Here is a 15,440-nt window from a genome sequence, read left to right as displayed (position 1 = left end):
GTTTATTGTTTTTACTGTTTATTTAATTTTTTCGATTTGGGCTTCACGCCATTTTTGATCTATCTATTGCGAATTACTGGTAAATCTTGGCAGTGGCATGCCAGTTATTTTCTTCTCGCACTTCGATCACTTTGTAAGCTTTAGCGCCCATAGCATCAGCTTTATCAGACAGCGCCTGACGAATATCGGATGGTGCGCCGTTAAGGCCACTGACGGTAATGGTGCCCATTGGTTGTAATTTTTCAGCCTGACTCTCATTGATAGAATCCGCTGCAAAAACACCAAATGACAGTGCAGAGAGAATGCTGGCAGTTGCGATGGTAGTTTTAATATTCATGTTATTGCCTCTATTTATTCTTTATCACTTCGCATGAAGTGTGATTTACGTCACGAAAATGAGTATACATCTAGTAACTGAGAATATTAATAGCAAGCTAATAATATTTAAGGTCACTTTATCGCTAGTGACTACTTTTTAAGAACTAAAAGGAATAAAAAGTGATTAAAAAACAGCACGTTCAAGTAAAAACTTAATGTTTTCAATTGAATAAGCGTTTTTGACTAAAAGTGCGTTAGTCAGTGGTAGGTTTGACTGTAAGGGAGAGATAAGCAGAATTATTTTGTGGTTTAGACCGAAATCAGTAGTTATATGCCCTGGTTAAAGGCTATGAAGGTATGATTAATCGGATAACGGTGACAGGGATACAGTGCGGCGCAGAAGGCCGCATCTATATACATCAGACATAAAGATGTGGAATTAAAGCTCTTGTTCGAATAGCCCAAGAATGGCTTCATGCAGTTGTTTAACCGTAAAACCTCTGGCAGGCGTTGTGAAAATGGTATCGTCACCAGCAATACTGCCTAAGATCCCTTCAGCCTTACCTAATGAATCCAGCAGGCGGGCGATCAGTTGTGCCGCACCAGGGCTGGTATTAATCACAACGACTGAATCATTATAATCGACATCCAAGACCAGATTTTTTAGTGGGCTACTGGTTGTTGGCACCCCCAATTCTGCGGGTAAGCAGTAAACCATCTCCATTTTGGCATTACGCGTTCTAACCGCACCGAATTTGGTTAGCATACGTGAAACTTTGGATTGGTTGATATTTTCGAAGCCTTCTTCCTGCAAGGCCAAAACGATCTCACCTTGAGAACTGAATTTCTCTTCTTTCAATAACGCTTTAAACGCTTTGATAAGATCTTCTTGTTTTGCGGGATTACGCATTTTCTATGCCTTGATCAGTCAATAGTGAATAGGATTATTATGCATATAAATGAATTTTTATTCAACATGACTATGGAGTATTGGCGATAAAAGCACTGATATCAAGGTGTGGTGAAATTTTCACATCATCTTACTGTTACGATTATGCTAAATCAGTTTTTATCAACATTCGGCGCGAGTAACTAAAATGTTATTAAAATGATGTTGTTCTGATGTAACAGAAGGGTGTAATGTAACCGCCGATTAACCTGTCATGAATACTTCAGTAAATTTTAGAATAATGTGCGCTATATCATTAATGAATAAGCGATTTACTCTAAAATGCATACGTCTTATGCGCCTTTTTGATGCGTGATATCTCAATCTGACTGTTAATAGATTGTGTTTAAAATCACAATAAATTAAGGTGCCTAAATAGATGAATTCACGGCAAATTTAAATTAAATATAAAAAGGAGTATAGGATGAAAGTTGCAGTTCTCGGTGCCGCTGGTGGTATCGGCCAGGCCCTCGCTCTTCTACTCAAGACCCAGCTTCCTTCAGGTTCAGACCTCTCATTATATGATATCGCGCCAGTGACTCCCGGTGTTGCGGTTGACCTGAGCCATATCCCGACCGCTGTTAATATTAAAGGCTTCAGCGGCGAAGATGCTACCCCAGCCCTTAAAGGGGCCGATATTGTTCTGATTTCTGCGGGTGTTGCACGTAAACCGGGCATGGATCGTTCAGATCTGTTCAATGTTAATGCTGGCATCGTCCGTAATCTGGTTGAGCAAATCGCGCGTACTTGCCCGAAAGCATTAATCGGTATCATTACCAACCCAGTTAACACGACAGTAGCGATCGCCGCAGAAGTACTGAAAAAAGCCGGTGTTTACGACAAGAATAAATTATTTGGCATTACGACACTGGATACCATTCGCTCTAATACCTTTGTTGCTGAACTGAAAGGTAAGCAACCTCAAGATATCGAAGTGCCGGTTATCGGTGGCCACTCTGGTGTTACCATTTTGCCATTGTTGTCACAAATTCCAGGCATTAGCTTTACCGAGCAAGAAGTGGCTGACCTGACTAAACGTATCCAGAATGCGGGTACTGAAGTTGTTGAAGCAAAAGCCGGTGGCGGGTCAGCGACTCTATCTATGGGGCAGGCTGCGGCACGTTTTGGTCTTTCTCTGGTTCGTGCTCTACAAGGCGAAAGCAATGTTGTTGAATGTTCTTACGTTGAAGGCGACGGTAAATATGCCCGTTTCTTTGCTCAGCCAATCCTGTTAGGTAAAGAGGGTGTTGCTGAACGTAAAGACATTGGCAAATTGAGTGCGTTTGAACAGCAAGCGCTAGAAAGCATGCTTGATGTATTGCACAAAGATATTGAGTTGGGCGAGCAGTTCGTCAATAACAAGTAGTAGCAGGGGCTTAAAGCTGCCCCTGAGATAATATTATCAACCGCCGAAGCTATGCATCGGCGGTTTTTTTATGCCCGAAGAATAGCCGGCCGTATCCTCACTTTTCGGTCAAGAAGAACCCCTGTTTTCGGATCAAAATAGCGTGTTGGCCAAATTTCGGAAGGATGAATCTCTAAACATTCGGCAATCAACCATTCCCCCTTTGGCCAAGGACGAGTTAACGCATTGGCAAGAGTCGAGGAACTTAACCCTGCCTCACGAGAGAGGGCGGCTAAAGTTGTGCCTTTTTTACGTAGTGCGGCAATAATGTCTGCTGGGTGCCAATCAGATTTCCTTAAAATCATCTTTAATCCTTTTTTTTTCTAAGCAGCTGACGTGTTAGTGATATAAATAACAGTACATTGTTAATCGTACTGTGAACAGAAAGTGACCATTTAGAAAGATCATACCATTTATTTTCTAAAAGATTTTAAATGTTTTCTAAATATTCCTTTTTTGTGTCACAACGCATATTAGGAAGCAACACCATGAAAAAAGAGTGGTTTGCCGCTAAGGAACTGGCAGGTCTTGAGGGATTACCCTCATCACCACAAGGCATTAACCTCATGGCGAAACGTGAGGGATGGGAACAGCGCCGTCGTCGTGGCGTTCAAGGGAAGGCGGTGGAGTATCATGTTGAAAGTTTACCTTCCACCATACTGAATTCATTACATTTAAGAGAAGAGCCGGCACAGTATACGCCAGCACGGCAAGACCCATTAGCCCTATGGATAGAGGCTTACTATCGTTTTACGGAGGCTGAACGGGAGCAGATTATTACCTTTATTTTTCGTGAAGGAGCTAAAAGCCTGATCGAGCAATTGAGAATCGATTAAGCCCGCCAGATGTGCACTTTGTGCCAGGAAATTGCTACAGCAGCTCATTGATAGAGAATTGATATGAAAAAACAATGGATTACCGCTGCTGAGCTTATTGGTATTGGCGGATTGCCTAACACGCCTGCAGGGGTTAATGGTCGAGCCAGAAAGGAAGGTTGGGAACGCAGACGTAAACTTGGGGTGCAGGGAAAGGCGGTAGAATACGCTATCGAGGGGCTACCATCTGATGTACTGTGTGTTTTACGCTTGAAAGAAACCCCCCCGGAATATGTTGTGCAGCGCAATGACCCATTGGCTATATGGATTGAAGCTTACAATCAACTCACTGATGCTGAGCGCTCGCGAGCTATTGCATTTTTGCTGCGGGAAGGGGTAGGAACACTGATGAAACGTTTGGATTAATAGCAGAAAAGATAAACCCGGGCGGTAAAGCACGGGTTTCTTAATGCTTTCTCAAAAGGCGCGTTGTACTGCAATGTGCGCTAAACCCTCAAGAGCCAGGCGGTATTCACTTTCAGGGAGAATCTGTAACGCAGCAATGGCTTTGTCGGCCTCTTCCTCTGCACGCCGACGGGTATAGTCAAGTGAGCCACACTGCTGCATTGCAGCCAATACGGGTTCGAGTAAATGGCGGCCATTGCCTTGTTCAATTGCTTGTCGAATCATGGCTGCTTGTTCCACGGTGCCATTACGCATGGCATGCAGTAGGGGCAATGTAGGTTTACCTTCATTGAGGTCGTCACCGGTATTCTTACCCAAAGTGGTGCCATCAGAGCTGTAATCGAGCAGGTCATCAATTAGCTGGAATGCAGTACCCAGATAACGGCCATAATTCTGTAACGCCAACTCCTGCGTTTCAGTGGCATCCGCCAGCACGGCCGCAGATTGTGAAGCTGCCTCAAACAAGCGAGCCGTTTTGCTGTAAATAACCTGCATATAGTTTTCTTCAGTGATGTCTGGGTTATTACAGTTCATTAACTGTAAGACTTCACCTTCAGCAATAACGTTTGTGGCTTCTGACATCAAAGTAAGAACGCGCAGTGATTCGAGGCCGGTCATCATCTGGAATGAGCGCGTATAGATATAGTCGCCCACCAATACACTGGCGGCATTACCAAATGCCGCATTAGCCGTCGCTTTACCACGGCGCATATCAGATTCATCGACCACATCATCATGCAGCAAGGTCGCTGTGTGGATAAATTCAATCAATGCCGCGACGGTGATATGCTTACTGCCCTGGTAGTGCAACGCACGGGCCACCAAAACGGCGATCATAGGGCGAATTCGTTTCCCGCCACCACTGATAATGTAATGGCCCAATTGATTGATGAGAACAACATCAGAGTTCAACTGGTCGAGAATTGTTGTGTTTACTGCCGCCATATCCGGCGCGGTTAACTCGATAATCTTTTCTAGGTTCATTGTTATATTCAGCTGTTTTTCTCTTTAACTGCGATGAGATTACCGCCCACATTATTACATGACGTTCCCTGAGACTATGATTGTACTTGAAAAATCCATCAAATAAACATGATGTAAGAAACTGTGCTTTTTTTCTTCGCTCGGGCTGATTATATACTTGTCATTCACTACATTTTTGCGTAGAATTCGCGCCCTATTGTGAATATTTATAGTGCGCTCTGGACTACAAAAGTGGAGTGCACGGAAAGCGGAGTTTTATATGTACGCGGTTTTCCAAAGTGGTGGTAAACAACACCGAGTAAGCGAAGGTCAAACCATTCGCCTGGAAAAGCTGGACATCGCAACTGGTGAAACTGTTGAGTTTGACCAAGTTCTGATGATTGCTAACGGTGAAGAAATCAATATCGGCGCTCCTTTAGTCGATGGTGGCAAGATCAAGGCTGAAGTAATTGCTCACGGTCGTGGCGAGAAGATTAAGATTGTTAAATTCCGTCGTCGTAAGCATTACCGTAAGCAGCAAGGTCATCGTCAGTGGTTCACTGATGTTAAAATCACCGGTATCAGCGCTTAAGATTTAGGAGAGCGGATAAATGGCACATAAAAAGGCTGGTGGCTCGACTCGTAACGGTCGTGACTCCGAAAGTAAACGTCTTGGCGTAAAACGTTTTGGCGGCGAAGCAGTTCTGGCAGGCAGCATCATCGTTCGTCAACGTGGAACTAAGTTCCATGCAGGCACCAACGTAGGTTGCGGTAAAGACCATACTCTGTTTGCTTTGGCTGACGGTAAAGTCAAGTTCGAAGTTAAAGGCCCGAAAAACCGTAAATTTATCAGCATCGAAGCTGTATAAGTTTTTCGCGTCCTGTAAATAGATGTAAGCCCTGCAATTTCGTTGCGGGGCTTTTTACATTTCAGGGTTAACCCCTTCGGTAAAAAATGGATACGAAGCAGCAGGCTGGTTTAGGTATTTTTTTGGCACTAACCACTGCCGTATTCTGGGGTGCCTTGCCGATCGCAATGAAGCAAGTGCTTGAGGTGATGGAGCCTTTTACCATTGTTTGGTATCGCTTCACGATGGCGGCTATCGGCTTGGGGATTATTCTGGCTTCGCGTCGTCAGCTACCCTCGCTTAAACTTTTTCGCCAACGTCGCTGGCTGGTATTACTGATAGTTGCGACGTGTGGCCTACTGGGGAATTTCATCTTCTTCAGTTCATCATTACAATATCTAAGTCCGACGGCATCCCAGGTTATCGGGCAATTATCACCAGTCGGTATGATGGTTGCCAGTGTGCTGATTTTAAAAGAGCGGATGCGCATTACCCAGGTTATTGGTGCGGGTATGCTGATTTGTGGCTTGTTGTTATTTTTTAATACCAGTCTGCATGAAATCTTTACCCGTTTGACTGATTATACGCTTGGCGTGGCATTGGGAGTCTGTGCAGCGGTTGTTTGGGTCAGCTATGGTGTCGCCCAGAAGGTGCTATTAAGGCGTATGGCATCGCAACAAATTCTATTATTGTTGTACACTTTATGTGCAATTGCATTATTCCCAATGGCGAAACCAGCCGTTATTTTTCAGCTAAATGGGTGGCAGTTTGCCTGTTTACTATTTTGTGGGGTTAATACCCTAGTGGGTTACGGTGCTTTGGCTGAGGCCATGGCGCGCTGGCAGGCAGCTCAGGTAAGCGCACTTGTCACATTGACACCGTTGTTTACCTTGTTTTTTTCAATTCTATTGGCGCTGGCCTGGCCAGAAATGTTTGCCGCACCGTCCCTCAATCTTGTGGGATACGCAGGCGCATTCGTGGTAGTGGCCGGTGCAATGTTTTCCGCAATTGGACATCGTTGGTGGCCACGTCGGACAGAAATAAACCTGGTTGCTCCGCAAAAGCAGCGGCCCGGTGAATGATTTACGGAGAAAGTAAATGAAGTTTGTTGATGAAGCTACGATTTTGGTTGTAGCCGGTGACGGTGGTAACGGTTGTGTCAGCTTCCGCCGCGAAAAATATATCCCTAATGGTGGCCCTGATGGTGGTGATGGTGGTGATGGCGGCGATATTTACCTGCTGGCCGATGAAAACCTTAACACGCTGATTGATTACCGTTTTGTGAAGTCTTTCCGTGCTGAACGTGGGCAGAATGGCCAGAGCCGTGACTGTACCGGCAAACGTGGTAAAGATATCACCATTAAAGTCCCGGTTGGTACCCGCGTACTGGATCAGGGAACGGGTGAGATTGTGGGTGATATGACCCGCCATGGTCAGGTTCTGATGGTCGCGAAAGGGGGGTTCCATGGGTTAGGGAACACTCGATTCAAATCATCGGTAAACCGTGCGCCACGCCAGAAAACCATGGGTACTGAAGGCGAAACACGTGAATTGATGCTTGAGTTGTTGCTGCTGGCTGATGTGGGGATGTTAGGTTTGCCAAACGCGGGTAAATCCACCTTTATTCGTGCGGTCTCTGCGGCTAAACCAAAAGTAGCCGATTATCCATTTACGACATTGATCCCAAGTCTGGGTGTTGTACGAATGGATCATGAGCAGAGCTTTGTGGTTGCCGATATTCCCGGTTTGATCGAAGGCGCATCAGACGGTGCTGGTCTGGGTATTCGCTTCCTGAAGCATCTGGAACGTTGTCGTGTACTGTTGCACTTGGTTGATCTGGCTCCGATCGATGAATCAGATCCGATTGAGAATGCCAAAGTCATCGTTAATGAGTTACAGCAATACAGCGAAAATCTTGCAGAGAAGCCACGCTGGCTTGTTTTCAATAAGATTGACCTGATAGGTACAGAAGAAGCTGAGGTTCGCGCTAAAGCCATTGTAGAAGCGCTGGGATGGGAAGATAAGTACTACATGATTTCCGCAGCAAATCGCGACAATGTAAACGCGCTGTGCTGGGATGTCATGAAATTCCTCAACACCCAACCTAAAGCTATGGCCATTGCAGAAAGTGCACCAGAAAAAGTTGAATTCATGTGGGATGATTATCACCGTGAACAACTGGCTGAAGTGGAAGCGGCAGCGGTAGAAGAAGATGACGACGATTGGGATGAGGAAGATGATGACGGCGTAGAGTTTATCTACGAACGTTAAATTTCCGGTTGTTGTGAGTCATAACGTTGTTATGAGTATAAATGAGGGCTGCCACTTCACCTGTGGCGGCCCTTTTATTTGAACACCTAATGGGCGACACTAGCTAAATGGAGGTAACGCCGTGCCATGGGTGACGGCAGGTATCCAGCATTGCGCCTGCAGTCCTGAACGGTCTGGGCGGTTCTCCAGTGTTAACCTGCCTTGGTGCAGTTGCACAATACGGATCACGATATTTAGCCCTAACCCACTGCCGCCATAGCGTTGATCCATACGACGAAACGCTTGAGTCAATTCACCCGCCTGTTCTGGTTTTATTCCCGGCCCTTCATCCATCACTTGCAGAATGGCACCCAAGTTTTCAGTAACGAGTTTGACTGAAATCTGGCTACCAACCGGGCTATAACGATGGGCATTTTCAACTAGATTTCGCAACATCAGGCGCAGCAGCGTGGCGTCACCTTCTGTCTTGGCATAAGGCGGGAATTCCCACTGGATAGTTTGTTGCCGAAGATCACACATTTCCTGTAATTCATCTTGCAGTGGCTGCACCACATTTTCAGTCCAATCAAGAGATTGATATAGGCCACTAGCAAAATTTTGGCCTGCTCTGGATAGTGTCAGTAACTGTTCAATAGTATGCATCAATAAGTCGATGCGACTAATCAATGATTTACTTTCAGTGATCCCTTGTTGTTCCATCAACTCAAGGTGCAGACGAATCCCGGCCAGAGGTGTGCGTAACTCATGTGCGGCATCGGCAGTGAACAGGCGTTCTTGCGCAATAGTATTAGAGAGCCGGAATAACAACTGGTTAAGTGTCGATGTTACAGAGACGATTTCTTGCATATCGCTCTTAACAATCACTGGGGTGAGATTATCGGCTGAACGTTCAGCCAGCTTTTTTTGCAATTGATCAAGTGGACGAATAATCCAACTGATCGCCCAGAAAGAGAGCAAAAGGGTGATGGCCATCATGATGAGCGACGGCGCAAGCAGTGATGCAATAGCTTCCGCTATTTCCGTATCAACCCGCTCATTACGCGCTTGTGCGCTAAGGGTTTCATCAACCAGGAAGCTGATTTGTTCCTGACTTTCATGCCATAACCAAAAGGCACTGATCAACTGGGTAACCAATAATATTAACGCCAGCATTAAAATCAGACGGCGTCGCATACTGATCATGATTGTGCCTCCAGACGATAGCCAATACCCCTTACGGTACGAATACGATCTTTGCCTAATTTGCGGCGAAGATTATGGATATGCACTTCTAGCGTGTTGGAGCCGAGATCATCATTCCAGGTATACAGATCCTGCTGTAATAACTCACGGTTAACGGTTTGGCCGGCCCGCATAATTAAGCGCGAGAGGATCGCAAACTCTTTGGGTGTGATTTCCAGCGGCTGATCCTGCAAACAGACTTGCTGTGTTGATAAGTTAAGGCTCAGGTCATCTTGTTGCACCAAATTGTCACTTTGCCCCTGATAACGACGAATCAATGCGCGAACGCGTGCCAGTAACTCGGCTAACGCGAAAGGTTTGATAAGGTAATCGTCAGCACCGGCATCCAGCCCGTCAACCCGATCTTCCAGTGCATCACGGGCGGTGAGGATAAGTACCGGTAAGGTGACATGCTGGCGCCGCCATTGACGCAACAACACGGCACCATCTTGATCCGGCAGGCCGAGATCGAGGATTACCATGCTGTACTGACTGGTGTGTAATAAACTGTGCGCTTCGGCTGCGGTACCGGCACAGTCACAGGCATAGCCCTGATTGGTCAGGGCCATAGCTATCCCGCGTTGCAGCAGTTCATCATCTTCAACAATCAGTAGTTTCATAATTTTTAATTATTCTGATAGATGTCTTTATACAGGCGGCTTTCGAAGCGAACCAAAGGTGCCCGACGATTTTTTTGATCTTCAGGTGGTACGGCGTAACCCGACAAGAATTGGACAAATGCCATGCGTTGCCCACTGGCGGTAGTAATAAATCCGGCCAGATTGTATACGCCTTGTAGTGCCCCGGTTTTGGCCGAAACTTTGCCATCAACACCCGCTTCATGCAGGCCACCACGATAACGTAATGTACCGTCATAGCCCGATAATGGCAGCATTGAGATAAAATTAAGTTCTTGATCATGTTGAGCTATATATTGCAAAGCTTGCATCATGGTTGCCGGCGAAATGAGATTATGACGTGACAAACCCGACCCATCCACGACAATACTGTTCCCCAGATCCACACCGGCCTTCTGGCGCAGAACCTGACGTACCGCATCGGCACCAGCGCGCCATGTGCCCGGTACACCAAATCGCTGATGACCAATGGTCCTGAACACGGTATCGGCAATCATGTTGTCAGACTTTTTCAACATGATTTTCAGTAAGTCATGTAACGGTGCTGACTGTGCTTGGGCTAGCACGGTGCCAGCGGCATTGGGGGTCGTCTGCCGGCGTAGGCTGCCGTCAATCTGAATATCCGCTTTTTTTAGTTCATCTTTCAAGATGGCACCGGCATAGCTGGCACCATTTTGTACTGCAAAGGCCAGAGGCAGCGGTTCACTGCGTTGTGTCAGGCATCCGGTAAGCGTGAATCGGTTTAATTCGCCTGGAACGACATCTAACTCGCAATATTGCGCATCTGGTGAACCTTTAGCTAAAGTACGTACTTCACTGAACATCTGCACCGGATAATAGGATGCAACTCGGATAAATGCCATGTCGCCCGGATTAGGCGCGCTGTATAGTGAGACTGAAAAACAGTTACGATCGACAATGGCCGCCGCAGGTGGGGCACTAAAACATTGTGTCATATCGTTCCACGGCCAACCGGGTGCTTTGTCGTGGCTGGCAAAAACCGACGTATCAATGATCAAATCACCTGCAACTTGTTTTACACCGGCTTTTCTTAGCGTAGCCACCATATTACGCAACTGCTGGCGTGTTAAAGTGGGGTCACCGTCAAAACGTGCAATTAAATTGCCGCGCAACACACCGTCGGTGATCGGGCCGTGACTTTCTAGTGTGGTATTGAAGCGAAAATCAGGTCCAAGCTGTAGCAAAGCGGCCAATGCGGTCAGGACTTTTTGCGTACTGGCGGGTAAGGCCATCTGCTGAGCGTGATAGTCTATTGCTGGAGTCGTAGCCCCGATTTTTTGTACTACTAACGCAAGATTTGCCCCATCAGGCAGATACTGTGTGTAATTTTCGACCTGAGCCGCATTGGCGTTAGATATGCTGATATTGATCGCAATAGCACAGGCCAATCCACTGACAATTCGTGAAAAATGCATAATTTCGGTATAACTGCTGAATAACGTGTTGCCATACTACGGTGCAACGAGGGCGAAAGTAAACGATGACCCTAAAGGAACTCTACGTTAAAATGCATATCAAAATGCAGAATTGATCCTGACTTGGGGTTTTGGCTCCGGGGTGATTTTTTTTGTTTATCGCCTGGAGGCGGGTAGGCTATCAAACTAGCCGCATTTTCATTCGAAAACGTTAGGATGACGGTTTTTTGAACAGGATAGATTTAGAGGTATTTAAAAGATGAAACAGATTCCGATGACGGTAAATGGCGCAGAGAAACTGCGTGAAGAGCTGGATTTTTTAAAAGGCGTTCGTCGCCCTAAAATTATTGCTGATATCGCCACTGCCCGCGAACACGGTGACTTGAAAGAAAATGCGGAATATCATGCAGCCCGCGAGCAACAAGGGTTCTGTGAAGGCCGGATTCAAGAAATAGAAGCAAAACTCTCTAATGCGCAGGTGATTGATATCACCAGAATGCCTAATAATGGCCGCGTTATTTTTGGTGCCACGGTTCGTGTATTAAATGTGGATAGCGAAGAAGAGCAGCAATACCGGATTGTGGGTGATGATGAAGCGGATTTTAAACAAAATCTTATTTCGGTTAACTCACCTATCGCTCGTGGCCTGATTGGTAAGGAAGTTGATGACGTCGTTGTTATTCGAACTCCAGGCGGCGAAGTAGAATATGAAATTCTTAGCGTGGATTATGTGTAATACTTGTCCATCTGAGCAGCTATTACGCGTTATTTCTCAAAAATGAAGTTGTAAAGAAAAGTAAAAGGCCGCTTGCGGCCTTTTATCAGAACAAAGTGCATGGCACCTTTTCTCTAAAACAAGCGTCATTAACGCGGTAAAATAATTTTCCGCTCTTTCGCTGGGCGATAGAGCACTAAAATATTACCGATGATTTGGACGTTAACGGCACCGGTCTCACGCACGATGGCATCAGCAATTAGGGCTTTGGTTTCACGCTCTTCAGCAGTGATCTTCACCTTAATAAGTTCATGATGTTCCAGCGTTTGTTCGATTTCAGCCAGCACCCCTTCGGTTAACCCGTTATTGCCCAGCATGACTACTGGCTTTAATGGATGGGCCAGGCTTTTCAGGTGCTGTTTTTGTTTGTTATTCAGATTCATCGTCTTTTTTGCTTAAGTTGGGATTGAAAACGGTTCATTCTACCGCCATCTCATGTGTATCACCAAATCGGTCTACGTCGATGGGGAGTTTACGCGAGCTAAGCAACAGATGCGCGGGCTCTTAATTAAGATAGTTGGAAAAAGAGATGTCTAATAAAAAGCGTTCGGCTAGCTCTAGTCGCTGGTTACAAGAACACTTTAGCGATAAATATGTAATTCAGGCACAGAAAAAGGGGCTACGCTCTCGCGCCTGGTTTAAACTTGATGAAATACAACAGAACGATAAACTTTTTAAACCCGGTATGACAGTAGTCGATTTAGGCGCTGCACCCGGCGGTTGGTCCCAATATGCAGTAACCCAAATAGGCGGTAAAGGGCGGGTCATCGCATGTGATCTTCTACCAATGGATCCTATCGTTGGTGTCGATTTCCTTCAGGGCGATTTTCGTGATGAACTAGTCCTGAAAGCTTTACTTGAGCGTGTTGGGGATAAAAAAGTTCAGGTGGTCATGTGTGATATGGCCCCGAATATGAGTGGTACTCCGGCAGTCGATATACCTAAATCAATGTATCTGGTTGAATTAGCTTTAGATATGTGTCGTGATGTACTTGCGCCAGGCGGAAGTTTCCTGGTGAAGGTGTTTCAGGGAGATGGCTTTGATGAATACCTACGGGAAATTCGCTCCCTGTTTACGAAAGTTAAGATTCGTAAGCCAGACGCTTCTCGTGCGCGATCGCGTGAAGTGTACATTGTAGCGACAGGGCGGAAACTGTAGTACCCTAACGCTGTTTGTTAACACAGTTGTAATATGAGGTTAATCCCTTGAGTGACATGGCGAAAAACCTAATTCTCTGGTTAGTTATTGCAGTCGTACTGATGTCTGTATTCCAGAGCTTTGGACCCAGCGAATCGAATGGCCGTAAAGTGGATTACTCTACTTTCATGTCCGACGTAACCCAAGAACAGGTTCGTGAAGCGCGTATTAATGGGCGTGAAATTAACGTCAGTAAGAAAGATAACAGCAAATATACGACTTTCATTCCGGTCAACGATCCAAAGCTGTTAGATACCTTATTGACTAAAAATGTGAAAGTTGTTGGTGAGCCACCGGAAGAGCCGAGCTTGCTGGCCTCTATCTTTATTTCCTGGTTCCCAATGTTGTTGTTGATTGGGGTCTGGATCTTCTTTATGCGTCAAATGCAAGGTGGCGGCGGCAAAGGGGCGATGTCCTTTGGCAAGAGCAAAGCCCGCATGCTGACAGAAGATCAAATAAAAACCTCTTTTGCTGATGTGGCCGGTTGCGACGAAGCAAAAGAAGAAGTCAGTGAATTGGTTGACTATCTGCGTGAGCCAAGCCGCTTCCAGAAACTGGGCGGTAAGATTCCGAAAGGCGTATTGATGGTTGGTCCTCCAGGGACAGGTAAAACCTTGCTGGCGAAAGCCATTGCAGGTGAAGCTAAAGTGCCATTCTTCACTATTTCTGGTTCTGACTTCGTAGAAATGTTCGTTGGTGTGGGTGCATCCCGTGTCCGTGACATGTTTGAGCAGGCTAAAAAAGCCGCACCTTGTATCATCTTTATCGATGAAATCGATGCGGTAGGCCGTCAACGTGGCGCTGGTTTGGGTGGTGGTCATGACGAACGTGAACAGACACTGAACCAAATGCTGGTTGAAATGGATGGCTTTGAAGGCAATGAAGGCATCATCGTCATCGCAGCAACTAACCGTCCAGACGTTCTTGACCCGGCGTTACTGCGTCCAGGTCGTTTTGACCGTCAGGTTGTGGTTGGTTTACCTGATGTCCGTGGTCGTGAACAGATTCTTAAAGTTCATATGCGCCGCGTGCCATTAGATACCGATATCGATGCTTCAGTTATTGCACGTGGTACACCAGGCTTCTCTGGTGCTGACCTGGCTAACCTGGTCAACGAAGCCGCGTTGTTTGCTGCTCGTGGTAACAAGCGTGTTGTTTCGATGGCTGAGTTTGAGAAAGCGAAAGATAAAATTATGATGGGTGCGGAACGTCGCTCCATGGTAATGACAGAAGCACAAAAAGAATCAACGGCTTATCATGAAGCAGGCCATGCGATCATCGGTCGTCTGGTACCTGAACATGACCCAGTACATAAAGTGACCATTATTCCCCGTGGTCGTGCGTTGGGTGTAACATTCTTCCTGCCGGAAGGTGATGCTATCAGCGCTAGCCGTCAGAAACTGGAAAGCCAGATCTCTACCTTATACGGTGGTCGTCTTGCTGAAGAGATCATTTACGGGCCGGAAAAAGTCTCTACCGGTGCATCGAATGATATCAAAGTTGCCACGTCTATCGCGCGTAACATGGTGACGCAGTGGGGCTTCTCCGAAAAACTGGGGCCGTTGCTGTATGCTGAAGAAGAAGGCGAGGTATTCCTTGGCCGTTCTGTGGCAAAAGCCAAGCATATGTCTGATGAAACTGCGCGTATTATCGATCAGGAAGTTAAGTTACTTGTCGAGCGTAACTATCAGCGTGCACGTACATTGCTGATGGAAAATATGGATGTTCTGCATACCATGAAAGATGCTTTGATGAAGTATGAAACGATTGATGCACCGCAGATTGATGATTTGATGAATCGCAAAGAAGTTCGCCCGCCAGCGGGCTGGGATGATGCGACCAAGAATAAATCATCTGACAATGACAGCACACCAAAGGCACCAACGCCGGTTGATGAGCCAAATGTACCAACGCCAGGCAATTCAAATACCATGTCAGAACAGTTGGGCGATAAGTAAGTCAACTGTTGGCATCTATACTCTAAATAATTCGAGTTGCAGGAAGGCGGCAAGTGAATGAATCCCGATGAGTTGACGCCAGTCAATGATTCGGGTGAGAGAGAGCAGCTAACGCACATGCAGCTTGAAGTATACCGAGTATAAAGCGTTGTGATTAATATAAACCTCGGGCTTGCCTGG

The 15,440-nt window shown here is 46.2% G+C and carries 18 protein-coding genes; 10 read left to right on the top strand and 8 right to left on the bottom strand.

Going from position 1 to position 15,440, the window contains the following annotated elements:
- Positions 1 to 73 precede the first annotated feature (73 nt).
- Together yhcN and argR are read right to left on the bottom strand one after the other, a co-directional pair.
- Positions 74 to 337 carry a peroxide/acid stress response protein YhcN gene (yhcN, locus tag V1953_RS18880; RefSeq protein WP_083160929.1) on the bottom strand — a complete coding sequence of 88 codons (264 nt, stop codon included), beginning with the start codon at positions 335 to 337 and terminating at the stop codon, positions 74 to 76.
- Positions 338 to 757: 420 nt separating this feature from the next.
- Positions 758 to 1,228 (bottom strand): transcriptional regulator ArgR, encoded by a 471-nt coding sequence (gene argR, locus V1953_RS18875; protein WP_004707043.1) that lies wholly within the window; start codon positions 1,226 to 1,228, stop codon positions 758 to 760.
- Positions 1,229 to 1,691: 463 nt separating this feature from the next.
- On the opposite strand from argR, the gene mdh reads away from it, so the two are divergent.
- Complete coding sequence (gene mdh, locus V1953_RS18870; protein WP_083160927.1) at positions 1,692 to 2,633, top strand: malate dehydrogenase; 942 nt, start codon at positions 1,692 to 1,694, stop codon at positions 2,631 to 2,633.
- A gap of 68 nt (positions 2,634 to 2,701) precedes the next feature.
- Here the strand turns inward: mdh and V1953_RS18865 are convergent, their stop codons facing one another.
- Entirely contained in the window at positions 2,702 to 2,977 is a 276-nt protein-coding gene (locus V1953_RS18865) for a helix-turn-helix domain-containing protein (protein WP_083160925.1), read from the bottom strand.
- A gap of 183 nt (positions 2,978 to 3,160) precedes the next feature.
- Here V1953_RS18865 and V1953_RS18860 point away from each other — a divergent pair, with 183 nt between their 5' ends.
- Both V1953_RS18860 and V1953_RS18855 read left to right on the top strand, forming a co-directional pair.
- Complete coding sequence (locus tag V1953_RS18860; RefSeq protein WP_372568581.1) at positions 3,161 to 3,508, top strand: DNA-binding protein; 348 nt, start codon at positions 3,161 to 3,163, stop codon at positions 3,506 to 3,508.
- Between the two features lie 63 nt (positions 3,509 to 3,571).
- Positions 3,572 to 3,913 carry a DNA-binding protein gene (locus V1953_RS18855; protein WP_372568582.1) on the top strand — a complete coding sequence of 114 codons (342 nt, stop codon included), beginning with the start codon at positions 3,572 to 3,574 and terminating at the stop codon, positions 3,911 to 3,913.
- Positions 3,914 to 3,964: 51 nt separating this feature from the next.
- On the opposite strand, the gene ispB is transcribed toward V1953_RS18855, so the two are convergent.
- Positions 3,965 to 4,936: an octaprenyl diphosphate synthase gene (gene ispB, locus V1953_RS18850; RefSeq protein ID WP_083160919.1), complete on the bottom strand. Its 972-nt coding sequence runs from the start codon at positions 4,934 to 4,936 to the stop codon at positions 3,965 to 3,967.
- A gap of 259 nt (positions 4,937 to 5,195) precedes the next feature.
- Between ispB and rplU the strand changes: the two genes are divergently transcribed.
- The 4 genes from rplU to cgtA all read left to right on the top strand — a co-directional run bounded on the left by rplU (position 5,196) and on the right by cgtA (position 8,034).
- Positions 5,196 to 5,507, top strand: coding sequence for a 50S ribosomal protein L21 (rplU, locus tag V1953_RS18845; protein ID WP_005186422.1), 312 nt, complete (start codon positions 5,196 to 5,198; stop codon positions 5,505 to 5,507).
- Positions 5,508 to 5,526: 19 nt separating this feature from the next.
- Positions 5,527 to 5,784, top strand: a complete 258-nt coding sequence (gene rpmA / locus V1953_RS18840; protein WP_083160917.1) for a 50S ribosomal protein L27 — start codon at positions 5,527 to 5,529, stop codon at positions 5,782 to 5,784.
- An 86-nt stretch (positions 5,785 to 5,870) separates the two neighbouring features.
- Positions 5,871 to 6,845 (top strand): DMT family transporter, encoded by a 975-nt coding sequence (locus tag V1953_RS18835; RefSeq protein ID WP_083160915.1) that lies wholly within the window; start codon positions 5,871 to 5,873, stop codon positions 6,843 to 6,845.
- A gap of 16 nt (positions 6,846 to 6,861) precedes the next feature.
- Positions 6,862 to 8,034 (top strand): Obg family GTPase CgtA, encoded by a 1,173-nt coding sequence (gene cgtA, locus V1953_RS18830; protein ID WP_083160913.1) that lies wholly within the window; start codon positions 6,862 to 6,864, stop codon positions 8,032 to 8,034.
- A 99-nt stretch (positions 8,035 to 8,133) separates the two neighbouring features.
- Here cgtA and pmrB read toward each other — a convergent pair whose 3' ends face one another.
- Genes pmrB through dacB form a run of 3 tightly spaced genes read right to left on the bottom strand, consistent with a single transcriptional unit; the run spans position 8,134 to position 11,329 of the window.
- Positions 8,134 to 9,216, bottom strand: a complete 1,083-nt coding sequence (pmrB, locus tag V1953_RS18825; RefSeq protein ID WP_083160911.1) for a two-component system sensor histidine kinase PmrB — start codon at positions 9,214 to 9,216, stop codon at positions 8,134 to 8,136.
- The gene (pmrA, locus tag V1953_RS18820; protein WP_083160909.1) at positions 9,213 to 9,875 is read right to left on the bottom strand and encodes a two-component system response regulator PmrA; all 663 of its coding nucleotides are present in this window, start codon (positions 9,873 to 9,875) and stop codon (positions 9,213 to 9,215) included. The genes pmrB and pmrA overlap by 4 nt, the downstream gene beginning before the upstream one ends.
- A 5-nt stretch (positions 9,876 to 9,880) precedes the next feature.
- A complete protein-coding gene (gene dacB, locus V1953_RS18815) occupies positions 9,881 to 11,329 on the bottom strand; it encodes a serine-type D-Ala-D-Ala carboxypeptidase (RefSeq protein ID WP_083160907.1) in 1,449 nt (482 codons plus the stop codon).
- Positions 11,330 to 11,588: 259 nt separating this feature from the next.
- On the opposite strand from dacB, the gene greA reads away from it, so the two are divergent.
- Positions 11,589 to 12,065, top strand: a complete 477-nt coding sequence (gene greA, locus V1953_RS18810; RefSeq protein WP_005186441.1) for a transcription elongation factor GreA — start codon at positions 11,589 to 11,591, stop codon at positions 12,063 to 12,065.
- Between the two features lie 128 nt (positions 12,066 to 12,193).
- Here the strand turns inward: greA and yhbY are convergent, their stop codons facing one another.
- Positions 12,194 to 12,487 (bottom strand): ribosome assembly RNA-binding protein YhbY, encoded by a 294-nt coding sequence (gene yhbY, locus V1953_RS18805; RefSeq protein WP_004389225.1) that lies wholly within the window; start codon positions 12,485 to 12,487, stop codon positions 12,194 to 12,196.
- Positions 12,488 to 12,633: 146 nt separating this feature from the next.
- Between yhbY and rlmE the strand changes: the two genes are divergently transcribed.
- A complete protein-coding gene (rlmE, locus tag V1953_RS18800; protein WP_083160905.1) occupies positions 12,634 to 13,263 on the top strand; it encodes a 23S rRNA (uridine(2552)-2'-O)-methyltransferase RlmE in 630 nt (209 codons plus the stop codon).
- A gap of 56 nt (positions 13,264 to 13,319) precedes the next feature.
- Positions 13,320 to 15,260 (top strand): ATP-dependent zinc metalloprotease FtsH, encoded by a 1,941-nt coding sequence (gene ftsH, locus V1953_RS18795; protein WP_083160903.1) that lies wholly within the window; start codon positions 13,320 to 13,322, stop codon positions 15,258 to 15,260.
- The last annotated feature ends 180 nt before the right edge of the window (positions 15,261 to 15,440 follow it).

Origin of the sequence: Yersinia sp. 2541 StPb PI (assembly GCF_052217145.1) — a bacterium.
Lineage (GTDB): Bacteria > Pseudomonadota > Gammaproteobacteria > Enterobacterales > Enterobacteriaceae > Yersinia > Yersinia enterocolitica_E.
Note: the sequence above shows the minus strand (reverse complement) of the source record. Positions and strands in the feature narration are given on the sequence as shown.